The following is a 17,237-nucleotide window of genomic DNA, read 5'->3' on the forward strand; positions in this document are numbered from 1 at the left end:
AATCCTTTTCAACTCCAGTAGGCAGTATTGTAATAATCAATTCATTCGGACTGTTATATAGACAAAACTGCTGGTAAAAAATTCAATGCAATGGTTCTGGCTGAATATGTTAGATACATGGATCGGTAACAGCAAGACGTTAAGTCGAAATAGAGAATATAACTTTAAAGTGCGTTTGGGATTGGTTTATATAAGGATAGCAACAGACGGATGTTTTATCCGTCTGCTGAATATCAATTACTTCAATTCATCAACCAATGTAATTGCACGGCCAATATAATTTGCCGGTGTCATGGTTTTCAGGCGTGTTTTCTCTTCTTCCGGTAAATCCAATCCATCGATAAAGATTTTCATCCCTTCAGCATTGACGCGTTTACCGCGGGTAAGTTCTTTGAGTTTTTCATAAGGTTTTTCGATACCATAGCGACGCATCACTGTCTGGATAGGCTCAGCAAGCACTTCCCAGTTTTGATCGAGCTCATCCAGCAAGTGCTGCTCATTGACTTCCAACTTATTTAAGCCTTTCATCGTAGATTGATAAGCGATCAGGGCATATCCCAGGCCAACGCCAAGGTTACGTAATACGGTTGAATCCGTCAGATCCCGCTGCCAGCGGGAAATCGGTAACTTGCTTGCCAAATGACCAAATACCGCATTTGCCAGTCCCAGATTGCCTTCTGAGTTTTCAAAGTCAATTGGATTGACTTTGTGTGGCATAGTGGAAGAACCGATTTCACCGGCAACCGTTTTCTGTTTGAAATGGTTAAGTGCAATGTAACCCCAAATGTCACGGTCAAAATCAATCAGAATCGTGTTGAAACGGGCAATGACATCGAACAATTCAGCAATATAATCATGGGGTTCGATTTGAGTCGTGTATGGATTCCACTTGATGCCGAGTGAAGTCACAAAAGTTTCACTAAAGTGATGCCAATCAACCTGTGGGTAAGCGGCTATATGGGCATTGTAATTACCCACGGCGCCATTAATTTTGCCGAGTATTTCGACTTGTTCCAGTTGACGGTATTGGCGCTCCATCCGGTGAGCAACATTGGCAAACTCTTTACCAACTGTGGAAGGCGTGGCAGGTTGGCCGTGAGTGCGAGATAACAGTGGTAAATCTCGATATTCACTCGCCATTTTTTTGATGATATCAATCATCTGACGCCATTGCGGTAAAAGTACTTCTTCACGAGCTGTTTGTAGCATCAGCGCATAAGCTAGATTGTTAATATCTTCAGAAGTACAGGCAAAGTGAATAAACTCAGAAACTTTGTGTAGTGCAGGAACATGTGCGACTTTTTCTTTTAGAAAATATTCCACTGCTTTGACATCGTGGTTAGTGGTGCGTTCGATAATTTTAATACGCATTGCATCCTGTTCATTGAAATTTGCGATAATTTCATTCAGGTAAGCGTTTGCGTCTGTATCAAAAGCGGGAACTTCTTTAATTTCAGCACATTCTGCCAGTTTTTGCAGCCAACGTACTTCAACCTGCACTCGGAATTTCAGTAAGCCAAACTCACTAAAAATGGTACGTAATGCGCTGACTTTATCGCCGTAACGGCCATCGATCGGAGAAACAGCAGTTAGTGAGGATAATTCCATCGGTAGCAACTCCCGGATTTTATTTAACAATGAGAAAGAATATCTTTCGCCTGTTGGATCAGGCGTTGACGAGAAAACATTAATTGCAAGCGACCGCCGCCGACTTGTTGCCATAAGACCGCACAACGGACGCCAGCCAGTAGAATCGACCGGACTTTCGCTTGTACAAGTGGATTGCGCAGAACATCAGGGGAACCTGTCACTTGAATACGCGGACCTAATGGGCTGATAACATCAACATAAATACCGGCTAACGCGTTGAACATCCCTTCGGACATGGGTTCAAAATGTGCCTGCTGGCGTTCTAACAAACTGATACGATTACTAAGCGCATCAAAAGCCGCCTGATTTTTATTTAGTCGGCGCTCCAGCGCGATCAGACTCAAGATATAGCGGGTGAGATCGGCAGAAATACCATTATTAGAGCTATTAAACATTCCTAGCATTGCGTTTAGCCCCATGCGCAGATTGCGCTCATGATTGCCGAACACATCTAAAACAGATGCCGGGTTAGTATTCAAGATGCTATTGACCATAGTGGCGACAGCATCGGTATCACACTGGTTTTCATGAGCAAGTTGCTGTACCAGGCGACCTGACTGGCAAATTCCCGCCAACGCCAGTGTGATATTGTAATAATTCGTTGCCACAATTACTCCTGCAAACGTTGTTCAATCACGCCGCCGCCAAGACAAACTTCACCCTGATAAAAGACGGCTGATTGGCCGGGGGTGACTGCGGCGACAGGGTTAGCAAAACGGACTTCAATTTTATCTTCGTCTATGGGGGTGATAGTGCAAGGAATATCCTGTTGGCGATAACGTGTTTTGACGACGCAATGAATTTCTTCAGTTAATGTCTCTCTATCAACCCAATGAAGTTGCTGAGCAATAAGGCCGGTAGACATTAAACGGGGGTGTTCATGCCCCTGCGCCACGAGCAGGATATTGTTCTGAACGTCTTTATCTATGACATACCACGGCTCTTCGCTGCCTTCTTTCGTTCCACCGATGCCTAAACCTTTACGTTGGCCCAAAGTATGGTACATCAGCCCCTGATGTTCACCGAGGGTTTCTCCATCGACTGTCATAATCGGGCCTGGTTTAGCAGGTAAATAACGGCCAAGGAAGTCACGGAATTTGCGCTCGCCAATAAAACAGATACCGGTAGAGTCTTTTTTCTTTGCCGTCACCAAACCAATTTTTTCGGCAATACGGCGAACCTCCGGTTTTTCCAGTTCACCGATAGGAAATAGGCTTTGAGCAATTTGCTGGTGGCTCAGAGTGTATAAGAAGTAACTTTGGTCTTTATTGTTATCCAGCCCACGTAATAATTGGCTTTTACCGTTAACATCTTTGCGACGGACATAATGACCTGTTGCGATGTAATCCGCGCTTAAATCCTCAGCAGCGAATTCCAGAAATGCTTTAAACTTAATTTCTTTGTTACATAGAATATCTGGGTTAGGTGTTCTGCCCGCTCGATATTCAGAAAGAAAATGTTCGAAAACATTATCCCAATATTCGGCAGCAAAATTGACGGTATGAAGTTCGATACCCAACTTATCGCAAACGGATTGGGCATCAGCCAGATCAGTCGCGGCTGAACAATACTCTTCATCATCGTCTTCTTCCCAATTCTTCATGAACAAGCCAGCCACTTGATAACCTTGCTGTTGTAGCAAATAGGCGGAAACGGAGGAATCTACACCGCCGGACATGCCGACAATGACTTTTTTCTGGCTGTTATCTGACATGGGAATCTCACTGGAGAAAAAAACAAGCGCCGTACTTTAACACGTTGCAGACAGGGGTGCATCAAACGTATTACGGTTTTGTTATTAAATAAACGGAGAAACATAACTATTCAATAGGGTGAGAGGATATTTTTCGTTTTGCAGGTAACAGCGGATACTTTCTGCAACGAGTGGAGAACGAAGACAATGACTGCTAAATATTTGTTCGGCTGTAACCCAATGGCAACAGTCGATATCACTGTCTTGTGGGTTGGCTACGGTTTGTTGTTCCATTTCAACCAGAAACAGAAAACGGATAAAGGGCGTGCCGTCTGGCGCAACCCACTGATGAACTTTCAGTAGTGATTGCGGCTTAGCCTGAATACCGGCTTCTTCCCATAATTCACGTTCTGCGGCTTGTAACAATGTTTCATCTGCCTCAAGATGACCAGCGGGCTGATTCCATAATGCTTTGCCATTAATTGTCTCTTCAACTACTAGGAATTTATTCTGGGCATGGACCACACAAGCAACTGTGACGTGGGGGCTAAACAAAATTGATCTCCTTCCATTCACCGGGTTTCATCTTGCCTAATTGCAAGTTTCCCATACTAAAACGAATTAGTCGAAGTGTCGGGAAACCGATATGTGCTGTCATTCTGCGCACTTGACGATTTCGGCCTTCATAAAGTGTTATTTTTAACCAGCTTACCGGAATATTTTTACGTTCACGAATTGGTGGCTGGCGACGCCAAAGCCATGCAGGTTCATGAACTAACTCAGCACCTGCGGGTAGGGTGGGCCCATCTTTTAGTATGACGCCATTGCGTAACTTATCGAGAGCGGTTTCATCTGGAACGCCTTCAACTTGCACATAATAAACTTTGGCCGTTTTTTTATTCGGTTGGGTTAGCTGTGCTTGAAGTTTGCCGTCATTGGTCAGGATTAATAATCCTTCGCTGTCACGATCTAAACGCCCGGCAGCATACACATTCGGGAACGGAATAAAGTCCTTTAGTGTTGTTCGGCCCATTTCATCAGTGAATTGGGGCAAAACATCGTAAGGTTTGTTAAATATCAACACTCGGCGAGGTACGGTTGTTTTTTTGACAGAATGTGATGTTTTTCTTTGGCTGAATCGGTTAAGTTTGTGTTTTTTAATGGAGAAATTTGTCATCATGGATCACTGCATAAAATGGAAGGGATATTATACATTAGTCTGCTATCAATTGGCGTTCGCCGAATATTCAAGTAGTATTGACACGTCCCTTACAAAAAATTAACAAGGTATTACGCTTACTTGAAAGGAGAGGTTAATGGAAAGCAAAGTAGTTATTCCGGCGGAAGGTAAAAAAATAACAGTCGACGCTAAAGGTAAACTGGTTGTTCCGAATAACCCGGTCATCCCTTATATCGAAGGGGATGGGATTGGTGTCGATGTTACCCCTGCAATGTTGAAAGTGGTCGATGCAGCGGTTCAGAAAGCCTATCAAGGTGAGCGTAAAATTTCCTGGATGGAAATCTACACTGGTGAAAAATCGACTCATGTATACGGTAAAGATGTTTGGTTGCCGGATGAAACGTTGGATCTGATCCGTGAATATCGCGTAGCCATTAAAGGTCCTCTGACGACGCCGGTTGGCGGCGGTATTCGTTCTCTGAACGTAGCATTGCGTCAGCAATTAGATCTGTATGTTTGCCTTCGTCCTGTTCGTTATTACCAGGGTACGCCAAGCCCGGTCAAACAACCTGAATTGACGGATATGGTTATTTTCCGTGAAAACGCGGAAGATATTTATGCCGGTATTGAATGGAAAGCAGGGTCTGTCGAAGCGGATAAAGTGATCAAATTCCTGCAAGAAGAGATGGGCGTCAATAAAATCCGTTTCCCACAGCAATGTGGTATCGGTGTGAAACCCTGTTCTGAAGAGGGCACTAAACGCCTAGTTCGTGCTGCCATCGAATACGCAATTGATAATGACCGTGAATCTGTCACTTTGGTTCACAAAGGCAACATTATGAAGTTCACCGAAGGTGCTTTCAAAGACTGGGGTTATCAGCTTGCTCGTGAAGAGTTCGGTGGTGAACTGTTGGATGGCGGCCCTTGGGTGAAAATTCAGAATCCGAAAAACGGTAAAGAGATCATTGTTAAAGATGTCATCGCAGATGCGTTTCTACAACAAATTCTGCTGCGCCCTGCTGAATATGATGTTATCGCCTGTATGAACCTGAATGGCGACTACATTTCTGATGCTCTGGCTGCTCAGGTTGGTGGTATCGGTATCGCTCCGGGAGCAAATATCGGTGATGAATGTGCTCTGTTTGAAGCGACTCATGGCACAGCGCCTAAATATGCCGGTCAGGATAAGGTGAATCCAGGTTCTGTGATTCTTTCCGCTGAGATGATGTTGCGTCACATGGGTTGGACAGAAGCCGCAGATCTGATTGTTAAAGGTATGGAAGGCGCGATTGCCGCGAAGACGGTGACTTATGATTTCGAACGTCTGATGGAAGGCGCTAAATTGCTGAAATGTAGCGAATTTGGTGACGCGATTATTCAGCATATGTAATCCGTCATCATGGTGAAAACTTCACGGTAGCGAATGCTTCCGTGGGGTTTTCTGATTTCATCAAAGTAGTTTTCGGCGATACTTTGTTGTGAATATCAAATGAACAACAGTTTGCTGACGCTATAAATGAGCGCCATCCTCGCCAGGAAGAGGAGCTGTCACATAGAAACAGATCGAAATGTTTGGTCGAAATGAGAGATATATTTTTCTTTTTCATAAAGTGTTTGTAGTCTTTGCTCAAGTTCACTAATGGATGCTTTAAGCAGTGGATGTTGCGTTTCAGATAGTAAATCATTAAGAGGTGTTAAAACAAAGAAGCGCTTATGAAGCCTGGGATGAGGAACGATCAAATTCTCCGTAGATATAATTTTGTCCCCGTATAATAGTAAATCAAGATCCAGTGTTCTAGGGGCATTGACGAATGGACGTTTCCTGCCGTTGAGTGCTTCAATATTTAGTAACTCGGTGAGCAAGACGGTCGGTGCTAGAGATGTTTCAAAGACAGCAACGGCATTCAGGTAGTCTGGTGACCCTGTACTGTCAATCGGTGCTGTTTTATATATCGGACTAAAGCGAAAGTTTGTACTTTCCCTCAATGCCAATAGATGATTTTCTGCTTCTAATAAGTTGTCATAAGGCTGATTAAGATTACTTCCAATTGCCACGGCTGCTATGACTTTTTCGTATTTCATATTTACTCGCAAAGGAATTCAATTAAATGACGTTAACTCATTACGAAATCGTATGTTGTTAGCGTTGAACTTTTATCTGAAAAGTATTGCGCCGCCATCGATTCTGATGATATGACCCGTAATATACTCTGAGACTGCAAGAAATCGTACCGCTTCGGCGATGTCTTTACCATCACCAATTCGACCAAGGGGGATTTTTTCCAAAGCGATGAGCTTTTCGCTATCATCCAGCGTATTACTCTTTTCAGGCCACATGATGGTTCCCGGAGCGACGCCGTTCACCCGGATATTGGGGGCTAACTCTAAAGCGAGAGCTTCTGTGAGTAGTGCAAGACCTGCTTTTGCCGCGCAATAGACAGAATACCCTTTTAGAGGACGTTGGGCATTGATATCTACAATATTGACGATATTTCCACGGACCTGGTTTAGCCAAGGTATGGCAGTTTGGATCAGAAAAAACGGTATTTTCAAGTTAATATCAACCAAATCATTCCATTGGCTATGGGTAACGGCCCCAATTTCTGTTGGATAATAGGTTGAGGCATTATTGATCAATAAATCCAATTGTCCCCATTTGCTGATTGCTGCATTTATGACAGGTTCACAGTTACGCAAATCACTCAAATCTGCTTGCACGAATATTGCGGAGTGGGCACGTATCAAATTTAATTCCTGAACCAGTTCGTTGGCCTCTAAGTGGGATGTATTACAGTGTGCCACTATATTGAATCCCTCAGCATGTAATGTTTTTGCGATAACCGTCCCTAATCTTCTGGCAGCACCTGTGATAAGGGCAACTCGTCTCTCTCGCATTGAGGTTGAATGTTTATTCTTCATATTGAGTTTCCGTAACTAAAGTAGATTTCACAAATGCAGACAAGTTAAATTTCCGTATATTTGTGAACAATCATGTCATTAATTTTTACTCGACCTAAAAATGAAAGGCGCCTGGTATCATCAAGAATTCGATGGGCTATGCTCATTACGACATTGTAAGCTTCTGATAACCAGTGTTTTTTCTGCTCCACATCTCCACAGCTCATGGCTACGATATAGTGATTCATATAGATCTCCTGTGCACGAAGGGCGGGTAGCCATCCCATGTTAATAAGCATATCAATAGCAGATTGGCTATATTTCTTGGCAGCACTAAAGTCATTTCGATTGAGGGAAATTTGTCCCATAAGAGATAATGAAAGGATTTCACTACGATATATTCCAGCTCGGTGTGCTTCAGAGATATTTTCCTGTAAGATTTCTTCGGCCAAGGCGATATTTTGCTTGGATGGACTGTTTTCTCGTTGTAAAAGGAATTCCGCATAGTAATTTCTGACAAGAGTTATCAAAGGTAAGCAGCGAGCCAATCTGCTCTCTTTCCATCCTATTGTGAGGTGTTCACGTGCCTTGTCATATTTTCCCCATTCGATATAGACCTTGCCAAGAAGTGCGCGATTATTCGCATTCCATGCGTGCGGCGTTTTTTCAGAAATGAAATTCTCAAGGCTACTGAGTAGTAGTGATTCAGCGGTTTCATAGTCCCCAAAACCCATATGGACTTGTGCTAGGTAGTTACAGAAGATAGAAATATCGGATTTAATGCCGAGGCGCAAGCTTGATTGATAAACACTGGACAGATGTTTCATGGCTGTTTCGTAGTTACCACAATCGAACTCGCAAATTCCATGTATTGAGGAAATAAAATGGATATGCCTCTGGTTTTCCAACGATAGTTCATGATTCATCGGGCTTTGATGTAGGATATCGTAGGCTTGCCGGATCAATTCTCTGCCGCGTTTGAGGTTGATTTTCATGGTCTTGTGACCTAATTCGGCTAAGGCAAGTGCCTTGACATAATGGGTGCAACTATTTTCAGCTAAAACGACAGCATCTTGTATCGCCAAAATTGCGGCTTCCGATGATTTTGTGTTGGCGAGATACTTTCCTTTGAGAACTTTTAGTTTAATATGAGTATCAAGTGATAGCTTTTCAACGTGATAAGTGTCTGCCAAGGAGAATAGATCGTGCCTTGTCCATTTCTCAATGGAAGGTAGATTGCATTGTTTGTTCCAAATGTCATATATAAACAGTAGCATATAAATACAATCGAGTTTGATCTTATCTTGCACATAGTTCCGCTCATTTGTAGCCTTAAGCAGTGTGTGACAATATTTGGCACAGTGTTTGAAATCTTGGCGATTTAATGCTTCATGGGCCAATAAGTGTAATTCTTGTGCTGGTATCATGTTTGATTACTCAATTGCTTCACAAGTGTCTTTAAGTTTAAGCAGTGTAATACTGCTCTCTGAACATGCCTTCCGAAGGACTTCTGTGAATGATCGAACTATAGACTTCACTGTTCTCTCTTGAAACAGATCAACGTTATATACCAACTTTGCACATATATTTTCGTGCTCTACAGATATCCATAGCGCCATATCTAATACTGTACCGTCAAAAGGTTCTCTACCACGCCCTGTAGCTAAGTCGACAGGTGTGACCTCGACATTATGTAAAGTCAATTTTGTGTTGGGAAGCATGATTAACATGACTTGGAAGACTCGTGGTCGTACTTCGTGTTTTTCATGAGGGGCGAGTACATCGGCAATCATTCCGAAGGGCCAGTCAATATTATCTTTTGCATCTAGAGTGAGTTGGCGTATGGATTTGATCAATAGTGCGAATTCCTGTGTATCTTCAACAGATATACGTGCTGCCCAATTGTTTGCAAAGAAACCAAGACTGTTTCCATATTCCGGTTGTCTATTGTCCGCAGCAGTGCCAATAACAACTTCTTGTTGGGATGAGTAATGGGAAAGAACAATAGCCCAAGCTGACATAAGGACTGTGTATAGTGTGGTTCCTGTATGGCGGCTGAATTCAAGGACACCAATCTCTTGGGGGATCTGAAATATTTCTGATGCGGAACTACCTGTTTGATAGGTTTCTGGCCGGTTGCGCATAGGCAGAGTGAGCAGGGAAGGTGCGCCTTCCATTTTGTGCTTCCAGTAATTTATTTGACGTTTCACAGAGACATCAAGGATATGTTGGCGTTGCTGGTTAGCATAGTGGCGATATTGTCGTTGCAGTTCTTTTGGTAAAGTGACTGATTTATCACCATACATATGAGCATAACAAGTTGATAATTCATCCATTAGGATTCGAATAGAGCCGCCATCAGCAATCAAGTGATGCAAACAGATTGTTAAAACATGCTCGTCTGCTTTGAGAAGAATTAGGCTTACGTGAAACAGCCAGTCGCCAGAGACACCCCACGTACATTGTGAATTGCATTGTAACGTGGATAGTAATTGTTCATTTTGGTCTTCTTCAGCTATTGCAGAAAGGTCAATGAATTCAATTGGCAGAATGGAATCTTCTTCAAAATACCCAATAAATGAAGCTGTGTCCCAATCGAATCGACTACGAAGGATCTCGTGTCGTTTTGTTAGGTAATATAGCGCGTGTCTTAATGCCGCTTTATCGAGGTGACCAGTGAGCCGATAAGCACGGAAAAGGTTATAGTCAGCGGGATCTCCGTCAGCGCATAATTTGAGTAGCCTTTCTTGTTGAAGAGAGAGTGTAGTGTGACTATCCGACAACACGGGTGGAAGATTGTCAACGTCTCGTGGAACTTCATTAATGAGCTGTATAATTTGTTGAGTGAATTTATGAAGGGTGGGATTTTCAAAAAGCAATCGCAGAGGTATGGCAACCGCAATGCGGGTTGTAATTTGCGATACCGTGTCGACGGCTTTCATCGAATCACCACCGAGCTTGAAGAAATTGTCCGATGGATTCACTGTTTGGCATTCGAGCTGCGATTGCCAAACACTGCTGATATAGTCAGCTAATTTTAGATTTGTCGGGGAAAAGTTGCTGTGAATTGGGACCAATTGCTTCTCTTCTGTATTAGATACGTGTAATTGGGAGGTATTACTGGTAAGTAGTCTTCGTTTAAAATCGTTTAGAAATCGTGCTGCGATGGTGCCAGTTAGCACTCTATGATCGAAGGCTAAGGTGAGAGACATGGGATATCCATCAAGATCCTTGTCGCCTCCGATTCCTAGAATGGCGCATTGCCGCTTATTTAGCATGGGTTGAAAGTGAAGAACATTCTGACCAGACAGGTCGGAAACCGTAAAGGTTGCACCTGTAACATCTTCAGGACTTAACTTGTTTTCATGGTATCGGCTGACATAATAGGCGACAGCGGTTTCCACATTTTGCAATGTTAACTGATTTATTTGTCGAATCACGGGTACTCGCAGACCTTGATTCATGTCAATTGCGATGCCAATGTTCACAATGTTGTACCGATGGATTTTTTGTTTCTCATAATAAGAGAGTAATTGTGGCCAGTCTTGAAGTGTGATACCCAGTATCCACAAAAGGTAAGGGAACATTTGCCCACTAGAATTTGCATTATTTTGCAATTTTTCCCGTAACCTGGTGGAATTGAACTGCACAGTGACAGAACTGGGTAACGAGCCATTCTGAGCTTCAGAGAGAATGCGTATTTCAGCTTGTTTCGAAACTTCGATCGGTTCCGTAGTAATGATATTTTCAGCCAATGATAAAGTTTTATCTGACTCGTTGGGCTTGGTTAATACTGTAGCTGTAGGCGGCGATTGAATTTGTTCTTCTATAACCAAATGTTGCTTAAGGTGATCTAACGTTATGAGGCCACTGAGTCCTAATTTTAAAGGATCAATTTTGCGTTGTGCGAGATATGCGATAGCGGTCTTGGAGAACCTGACCGTTGTGTTATTGCTATCCTCCTGGAAGATGGATGCTTTGTGATCCTCCTTATTTTGGGCGGAAGTGGGCTCTTGGACGATTTCAGCTATAATATTTCCTACAGCGACCTCATCTCCTGCCTGATACCTCTTAAGCAGATATCCCGACAAGGGGCTATGGATTTCCATTATGGCTTTGGAAGCTTCTACCTGCGCAATCAGTTGCCCGGCATTGACATAATCTCCATCTTTTACTAACCACTCTGTGATTAGCATTGTTTCGTCATTGGCGCTTATCTTTTCAAGAATAACGGCATTTTTCATAATATACCTATTGCAGTCACATTAATTTCAATTAAAGACATTTATTGCTGAGACTTACTTTCTGGTATGTATGCCTTAAGAATACGTTCAATCAGCATGTCTTTTCCTGGAATCATAAGGTTCTCAAGGGCTTTACTTGCTGGTATCGCCATATTGGGAGGATATATGCGTACGATGCGAGGCAACAATTTGCCTAAAGTTTCAGTTAGTTGAGCAACGACTTCTGAGCCAAAACCAGCAAATCCCTGACCTTCTTCAACGATGATGGCAATTTTGCATTTTGATACGAGTTCGATATATGGGATGACACTAAACGGATATATCTGGAGTGGACAGATGACTTGAGCGATCACATCGTGTTCTACGAAAAGTTCTTCTGCTACATCCACCAGTAGATCGCTTAGTCCACCATAACCGAAGATTACAACGTCGACATTTACTGACAGAGGGTTTACGACTACTACGGGGAATAGATCGTCAGATGCATGGCTTGTGAATCCCAATGGAGTATTTCGAACACTTTTGGTATAGAGAATTTTGTTTTCAATAAGAAGAATAGGTCCTTCCTCTTGTTTTGCAAGTGCTTTATAGACTATTGCCGGATCTATAAGATTGTTGATTGCCAGTATCGTCAGTCCTGGTATTCCCATGAAGTGTTTTTCCAGAGTTTGGCTGTGAGTAGGCCCGTAACCGCGGCCAGCGCCCATTGGTGTACGGATCACTAACGGAACTTTTACCTGATCGTTGTACATATCTCTGAACTTGGCTGCGTGGTTCAATATCTGGTCAAATGCTAAAGTTAGGAAATCGCCGAACATGATTTCCACAAAAGGACGATATCCATACATAGCAAGCCCACATCCGATGCCTACAATAGCGCTTTCGGAAATGGGAGTATTTATGACTTGTCCGGGAAAGCTATCGGATAAGCCATCGGATATCTTAAATGCGCCTCCATAAGGGGCTTTCACGTCTTCTCCTATGAACAGGATATTTTTATCCTGTGCCATAATTTCCAAAAATGCGCTGTTGATTGCACGGGAGAGCCGAATCTTAGGTACTTGGTTAGGTAGAGGGTGGAATGTGGAGGATTGCGGTTGCAATTGTGCTTCAATGCCATAAAACGATGATGAGCGAGCTTGTTTTGCTTTTCTTATTGCCTCATTTACTCTTTCTTGAACTTTGGCGACTTCTTCCGCGAGTTCAGTTGCATGTTCACTCAAAATGACATTTATAGGATCGATGGTATTAAAGTGTTCTATTTCATCTATGCTTCTTAGATCATCTCCTTTGGAGTGAGCTTTGAGACGGTAAGTGTCGATTTGTAGGAAAGCGGGATGTCCCTGGTTTCTGGTATAATTTATCAGCTCTTCGGTTTCAGTTATCAGATGTTTCCAGTTCCAAACATCAGATCTTGTATATCTCATTCCAAAAGCCTGTGCACGTTTGCTTATGCTGCCTGATAATGTTTCTGAGATATGAGTAGATTGTGCGTACTGATTGTTTTCTAATACGATCAATAGTGGTAAGTCCCACTTTGCTGCGATATTTAATACTTCATATACAACACCTTCACCAAGTGTACCATCTCCGATAAACGCTATTGATATGGTGTCGTCATGGCGTAACTTCTTGGCGAGAGCCACGCCGGTCGCTATCGGTAAGATTCCCCCTTGAATGCCGTTAGAAAAAAATCCCCCTTTGCATAGATGTTGACTTCCTCCTCGGCCTCCACATACGCCTGTTTCCTTTCCCATTACCTCTGCGATTAGTCCTGTAACATCGTCTGTTCGTGAAAGAAAATGACCATGACATCTGTGATTGGAGAATACCCAGTCATTTTTTTTCAGAAATTTGCATACTATGACTCCTGTTAATTCTTGCCCAATACATGTATGTACTGTTCCGTGCAACTCGCCAGTAGAATAAAGGCGTAGCAATGCTTCTTCCGTTTTTCGTATTAGCAGAGATGCCCGTAAGATATCGTTGTCCATGATTCATAAGCCCTCATTCATCGTGATTCGTTGTTTTATGAGCGTTCATAAGTGGAATCTGATGTAACAATATTTCTTGAGTCGTATTCAAACCGGCCCATTGCTTGTGAATAAGCTTTTAGCTCTTCAAAGCGTTGGCTGAGAAATGCGCTGCGTTCCTCTTCATGAATTGAATCGGCATTGCAATCTGTAAAACAATTGGGCGTTTCATAGAGTCTGACGTGATGAATTTTGAGGCTATTCCATTCACTAAAAAGAACTTCCATAGTGAGGAATATCTCTTTTGCAATATTCTCAACGGTTGGATTGCAGTACTCCCCACTAGGATTTAGGCTCATGAGTCTGAATTTACTGCGCGTGGCATGAACAGCGGATATAAAATCTGCATCCTTGGGATTAAGAATCGAGGCGTGATCCAGATACTCATCAATCCATGCTGCGCCGATACGCTTTATTTCTTTGAAATCTATCGCGTATCCAATTGGCTGCATCTGTTCAAATGAGAAAGTCAGTTCATACAGATAGGTATGTCCGTGGATATTGAAACATTTAACCCTCTCGTTCATTACGCGATGAGCGGAGTCAAAAGAGCCTTTGCGCGTAATATATTGAATTGTCATGCAACACCTCTAATCAATTCATAGAACTCTTGCTTGGCAGGTGAATTAGCATCGGCGAATACACCTGAGAACATTTGTGTTTTCATCCGGCTTTCCTGGTGGCGTACACCTCTGCAACTTACACAGTTGTGTGATGCCTCGATCAAAACGGCGACACCCTGATTTCTTTCACAGACTTGGTTTATTGCATTGTGGATTGCTGCTGTTAACCGTTCTTGTATAAGCCCACGTCTGCCAAAATGTTCGACGATTCGATTTAACTTTGATAGGCCAAGAACACGCCCATGTTGATTTGGCATATAGGCAACGTGAACATAGCCTCTGATTGCTTGATGATGGTGAGAGCACATGGAGTCGAGGGCGATCCAACCATCGAATACAATGCCATCGTAATTATCTGCTGGAAATGTGGTGATAGGCCCCATTGGTTTATATCGGCCTTTCCATAGATCAAGGACATAAGCTTTTGCAACACGTCTCGGCGTATCTTTCGAATTAGGATCATTTTGCCAGTCAACGCCAAGAGCGGTCAGGAATTCTCCGAATGATATAGCAGCTTTATCTATAATAAGGTTAAGTTCAGTTTTGGTCAGAGCTTCATTGGGGCCATGTAATTCACGCTTTTTGGCTAATTGCATGGATATTCCATCTGCAAATCCATGTGTGGTGATTTCCAAATCTCCTGGTTCCATAAGAGGTACCTCGTTATTGTCACTAAGTGGTTTCGTTATGATTCGTTTAGAGAAACTTACATTGCCGTTTAACGGACCGATATTTAGACCTTTGCTATATAAATCTTAAATAAAATAGTGGCCGGTATCATGACCTTTGCAGTCATCCTTAAGACCTTTTAAGTCTTAATTGGGTGGAATGATATTGGGATTCGTGTTTTTTAGTTCCACTTAGTTGTGTTGTGAAATCGCACATTAAGTTAGATATTTAGATATGTTGTACCGCTATTGCAGTTTCTTTTAATTTCTTGATATGAATATTTAATATCTATCTTTCTAGAGCGTAGTTAAAGAAAGAATGAGTCTTATTTATTGTTATTGTAAATGTATTGACGTACAGTTTGGTGCTTATTTATTAGATAAATTAATTAAATTTTGGGATGGTATCCAGATAGAGAACGGTTTCATAACTGTCAGAGACTATTTTTTGCCAAGGTTAGGCAAATCTTGTCCAGTGATCGGTTATCGCATATTTACTAAAGGAGGCTTTATGTAATTCGGAATTGTTAACATGGGAGATGTTACCCCCTGATTTAACCTACGGGACAATACCAACTTAAAGCTGAACGCCTTTAGATGATCTGAAAGAACAAATAAGGGGGTGTTCAGAAAGAATAGGCATAAGTCTGTTTAGCGAAAGATGGAGGTTGCATATATATGAAATTACGACATTTACGGTGTTTTGTGGCAGTAGCAGAAGAATTACATTTCGCTAGAGCTGCGGAGCGCCTGCATATAGAACAATCACCGCTATCAAGGATAATTAAAAACTTGGAAGCTGATCTTGGTACGATGTTATTCGTGCGTACCACAAGGAGTATCCGGCTCACACGGGCGGGGGAAATTTTACTGGAGCAGGCGCCTCGCATCTTTTCCGTACTTGGTCAGGTTCGTGATAGTGTGAAAGCAGTTTCGGCCGGATTCCACAGTCAACTCCGTATTGCGTTATCTGATGGCGTTACACCACCCAAATTAGCCGAATTGTTAGCAAAATGTCGTGAGGACGAGCCAGGGATGGACATTCGCTTACATGAGATACCTTTAGCTCAACACATGAATGGATTACGTGACAACCTTTTTGATGTGGGCTTTGCTCAATCTATGGCAGTAGGAGATGGCATTATTGCCATGCCGGCTTGGTATGATTCATTAGTGGCGGCTATTCCTGTCAGGCATCCGCTTTTGGCATACAAAGTAGTGCCGTTGGATGAACTTTTGCGCTATCCATTAATCATCTGTGGTCAGGGGGTATATGAGGGATGTTTGGAGCCAGTGCTGTCCATATTCCAAAATGCAAAGTTAGCGCCATGTATATCCGAAAAGGTTGCCAGCTTTGACCTTTTGTTAACTTTAGTGGCTGCTGGGTATGGGATTGGCGTGGCGGGAGAATCACAGCTCAATTTGACTCGGCATTGGGATATAGCCATAAGACCATTTGCTGGTGGTATTCCTAAGCTGGCGACGTATATGCTTAGGCTTGATGCTCCGTTAACAGAAGAACTTGCCCGGTTTGAAGAAAGAGTTGTAAGTTTGTACAGTAATGTTTGTTGATCTTATTAGGGGAAAGGACCTTTTAGGGCTCTCCATACTGATTAAAATGCTATTCGCAATCTTCTAAATTTGTAGAGAATTGCGAATTTCTGGCAAATATTTGACCATTTTTTTCCAATACCCAATGAAAGTTTTTATGCTAACCAGAGTCGGGCACTTAAGGTATCTATCTTAAGAAAGCATTGGATAATCAGCTTGGTTTGATGAGTGATAAGTAGATGTAAGAAGTTAAAACTGGATAGTTAATTTAATAGCGTGTAAAAATCTTTATTGTGTGTGTATTTAGACAAAAACCGCTAACGGGAGTGTGTTCTCCCGCTGGTTTTATAACTGTAAATAGAGTACTTACTGTATAATATTTGAAGTGTTATTATTTAGTTATTGTTTTTCCTTATTAAGAATTTTTTCATACTCCTCCCAAACGACAGACAATGGTGAACTTAAACAGCAAATGGATATTGAACCTCCTGATGGAGGGTGATATTCATATTTAGATCTCCCACGATAGACTCTTATAGGTAAATTGTTATCAGTGGGATTCTTCCTTTTTCTTCTTAACATCATTCATAACCTCAACGTATATTGTTTAAATTATGTATTTAGAATAAAAGTGAGATATTTATACAATATTAACTTCATAAACATATTTTTTTTGTAAAAGATAACAAATGAAAAT

General features: G+C 42.2%; 14 protein-coding genes. 2 read left to right on the plus strand and 12 right to left on the minus strand.

What is annotated here, in order from left to right; translation table 11 throughout:
• Positions 1–237: 237 nt before the first annotated feature.
• The 5 genes from purB to rluE all read right to left on the minus strand — a co-directional run bounded on the left by purB (position 238) and on the right by rluE (position 4,520).
• Positions 238–1,608, minus strand: coding sequence for an adenylosuccinate lyase (gene purB, locus V2H77_RS06630; protein ID WP_341498189.1), 1,371 nt, complete (start codon positions 1,606–1,608; stop codon positions 238–240).
• Between the two features lie 23 nt (positions 1,609–1,631).
• Positions 1,632–2,258, minus strand: a complete 627-nt coding sequence (gene hflD / locus V2H77_RS06635; protein WP_341498190.1) for a high frequency lysogenization protein HflD — start codon at positions 2,256–2,258, stop codon at positions 1,632–1,634.
• A gap of 2 nt (positions 2,259–2,260) precedes the next feature.
• On the minus strand, positions 2,261–3,364 hold the full coding sequence (gene mnmA, locus V2H77_RS06640; RefSeq protein WP_341498191.1) for a tRNA 2-thiouridine(34) synthase MnmA: 1,104 nt from the start codon (positions 3,362–3,364) through the stop codon (positions 2,261–2,263).
• Between the two features lie 84 nt (positions 3,365–3,448).
• The gene (locus V2H77_RS06645) at positions 3,449–3,898 is read right to left on the minus strand and encodes an NUDIX hydrolase (RefSeq protein ID WP_341498192.1); all 450 of its coding nucleotides are present in this window, start codon (positions 3,896–3,898) and stop codon (positions 3,449–3,451) included.
• A complete protein-coding gene (gene rluE, locus V2H77_RS06650; RefSeq protein WP_341498202.1) occupies positions 3,891–4,520 on the minus strand; it encodes a 23S rRNA pseudouridine(2457) synthase RluE in 630 nt (209 codons plus the stop codon). Before rluE ends, V2H77_RS06645 begins: the two co-directional genes overlap by 8 nt.
• 139 nt (positions 4,521–4,659) lie before the next feature.
• On the opposite strand from rluE, the gene icd reads away from it, so the two are divergent.
• On the plus strand, positions 4,660–5,913 hold the full coding sequence (icd, locus tag V2H77_RS06655; RefSeq protein ID WP_132343379.1) for an NADP-dependent isocitrate dehydrogenase: 1,254 nt from the start codon (positions 4,660–4,662) through the stop codon (positions 5,911–5,913).
• Between the two features lie 158 nt (positions 5,914–6,071).
• On the opposite strand, the gene folK is transcribed toward icd, so the two are convergent.
• The 7 genes from folK to folE all read right to left on the minus strand — a co-directional run bounded on the left by folK (position 6,072) and on the right by folE (position 14,971).
• Entirely contained in the window at positions 6,072–6,605 is a 534-nt protein-coding gene (gene folK / locus V2H77_RS06660; protein WP_341498193.1) for a 2-amino-4-hydroxy-6-hydroxymethyldihydropteridine diphosphokinase, read from the minus strand.
• A 72-nt stretch (positions 6,606–6,677) separates the two neighbouring features.
• Positions 6,678–7,442: a pteridine reductase gene (locus V2H77_RS06665; protein WP_341498194.1), complete on the minus strand. Its 765-nt coding sequence runs from the start codon at positions 7,440–7,442 to the stop codon at positions 6,678–6,680.
• Between the two features lie 44 nt (positions 7,443–7,486).
• Positions 7,487–8,848 carry a tetratricopeptide repeat protein gene (locus V2H77_RS06670; RefSeq protein ID WP_341498195.1) on the minus strand — a complete coding sequence of 454 codons (1,362 nt, stop codon included), beginning with the start codon at positions 8,846–8,848 and terminating at the stop codon, positions 7,487–7,489.
• 6 nt (positions 8,849–8,854) lie between these two features.
• Positions 8,855–11,665: a condensation domain-containing protein gene (locus tag V2H77_RS06675; RefSeq protein WP_341498196.1), complete on the minus strand. Its 2,811-nt coding sequence runs from the start codon at positions 11,663–11,665 to the stop codon at positions 8,855–8,857.
• 41 nt (positions 11,666–11,706) lie between these two features.
• Entirely contained in the window at positions 11,707–13,659 is a 1,953-nt protein-coding gene (locus tag V2H77_RS06680; RefSeq protein ID WP_341498197.1) for a dehydrogenase E1 component subunit alpha/beta, read from the minus strand.
• A 35-nt stretch (positions 13,660–13,694) separates the two neighbouring features.
• Positions 13,695–14,279 (minus strand): 6-carboxytetrahydropterin synthase, encoded by a 585-nt coding sequence (locus V2H77_RS06685; protein ID WP_341498198.1) that lies wholly within the window; start codon positions 14,277–14,279, stop codon positions 13,695–13,697.
• Positions 14,276–14,971, minus strand: coding sequence for a GTP cyclohydrolase I (gene folE / locus V2H77_RS06690; protein ID WP_341498199.1), 696 nt, complete (start codon positions 14,969–14,971; stop codon positions 14,276–14,278). Before folE ends, V2H77_RS06685 begins: the two co-directional genes overlap by 4 nt.
• A 696-nt stretch (positions 14,972–15,667) precedes the next feature.
• On the opposite strand from folE, the gene V2H77_RS06695 reads away from it, so the two are divergent.
• Positions 15,668–16,561, plus strand: a complete 894-nt coding sequence (locus tag V2H77_RS06695; protein ID WP_341498200.1) for a LysR family transcriptional regulator — start codon at positions 15,668–15,670, stop codon at positions 16,559–16,561.
• Positions 16,562–17,237 lie beyond the last annotated feature (676 nt).

The organism is Photorhabdus sp. P32 (genome assembly GCF_038085095.1).
GTDB classification, from domain to species: Bacteria; Pseudomonadota; Gammaproteobacteria; order Enterobacterales; family Enterobacteriaceae; genus Photorhabdus; species Photorhabdus luminescens.

Bases quoted from the DNA above. Each gene is read 5' to 3' on its own strand.
- purB (WP_341498189.1), bottom strand. From the start codon at position 1,608: ATGGAATTATCCTCACTAACTGCTGTTTCTCCGATCGATGGCCGTTAC.
- mnmA (WP_341498191.1), bottom strand. From the start codon at position 3,364: ATGTCAGATAACAGCCAGAAAAAAGTCATTGTCGGCATGTCCGGCGGT.
- rluE (WP_341498202.1), bottom strand. From the start codon at position 4,520: ATGACAAATTTCTCCATTAAAAAACACAAACTTAACCGATTCAGCCAA.
- icd (WP_132343379.1), top strand. From the start codon at position 4,660: ATGGAAAGCAAAGTAGTTATTCCGGCGGAAGGTAAAAAAATAACAGTC.
- folK (WP_341498193.1), bottom strand. From the start codon at position 6,605: ATGAAATACGAAAAAGTCATAGCAGCCGTGGCAATTGGAAGTAATCTT.
- V2H77_RS06665 (WP_341498194.1), bottom strand. From the start codon at position 7,442: ATGAAGAATAAACATTCAACCTCAATGCGAGAGAGACGAGTTGCCCTT.
- V2H77_RS06670 (WP_341498195.1), bottom strand. From the start codon at position 8,848: ATGATACCAGCACAAGAATTACACTTATTGGCCCATGAAGCATTAAAT.
- V2H77_RS06675 (WP_341498196.1), bottom strand. From the start codon at position 11,665: ATGAAAAATGCCGTTATTCTTGAAAAGATAAGCGCCAATGACGAAACA.
- V2H77_RS06680 (WP_341498197.1), bottom strand. From the start codon at position 13,659: ATGGACAACGATATCTTACGGGCATCTCTGCTAATACGAAAAACGGAA.
- V2H77_RS06685 (WP_341498198.1), bottom strand. From the start codon at position 14,279: ATGACAATTCAATATATTACGCGCAAAGGCTCTTTTGACTCCGCTCAT.
- folE (WP_341498199.1), bottom strand. From the start codon at position 14,971: ATGGAACCAGGAGATTTGGAAATCACCACACATGGATTTGCAGATGGA.
- V2H77_RS06695 (WP_341498200.1), top strand. From the start codon at position 15,668: ATGAAATTACGACATTTACGGTGTTTTGTGGCAGTAGCAGAAGAATTA.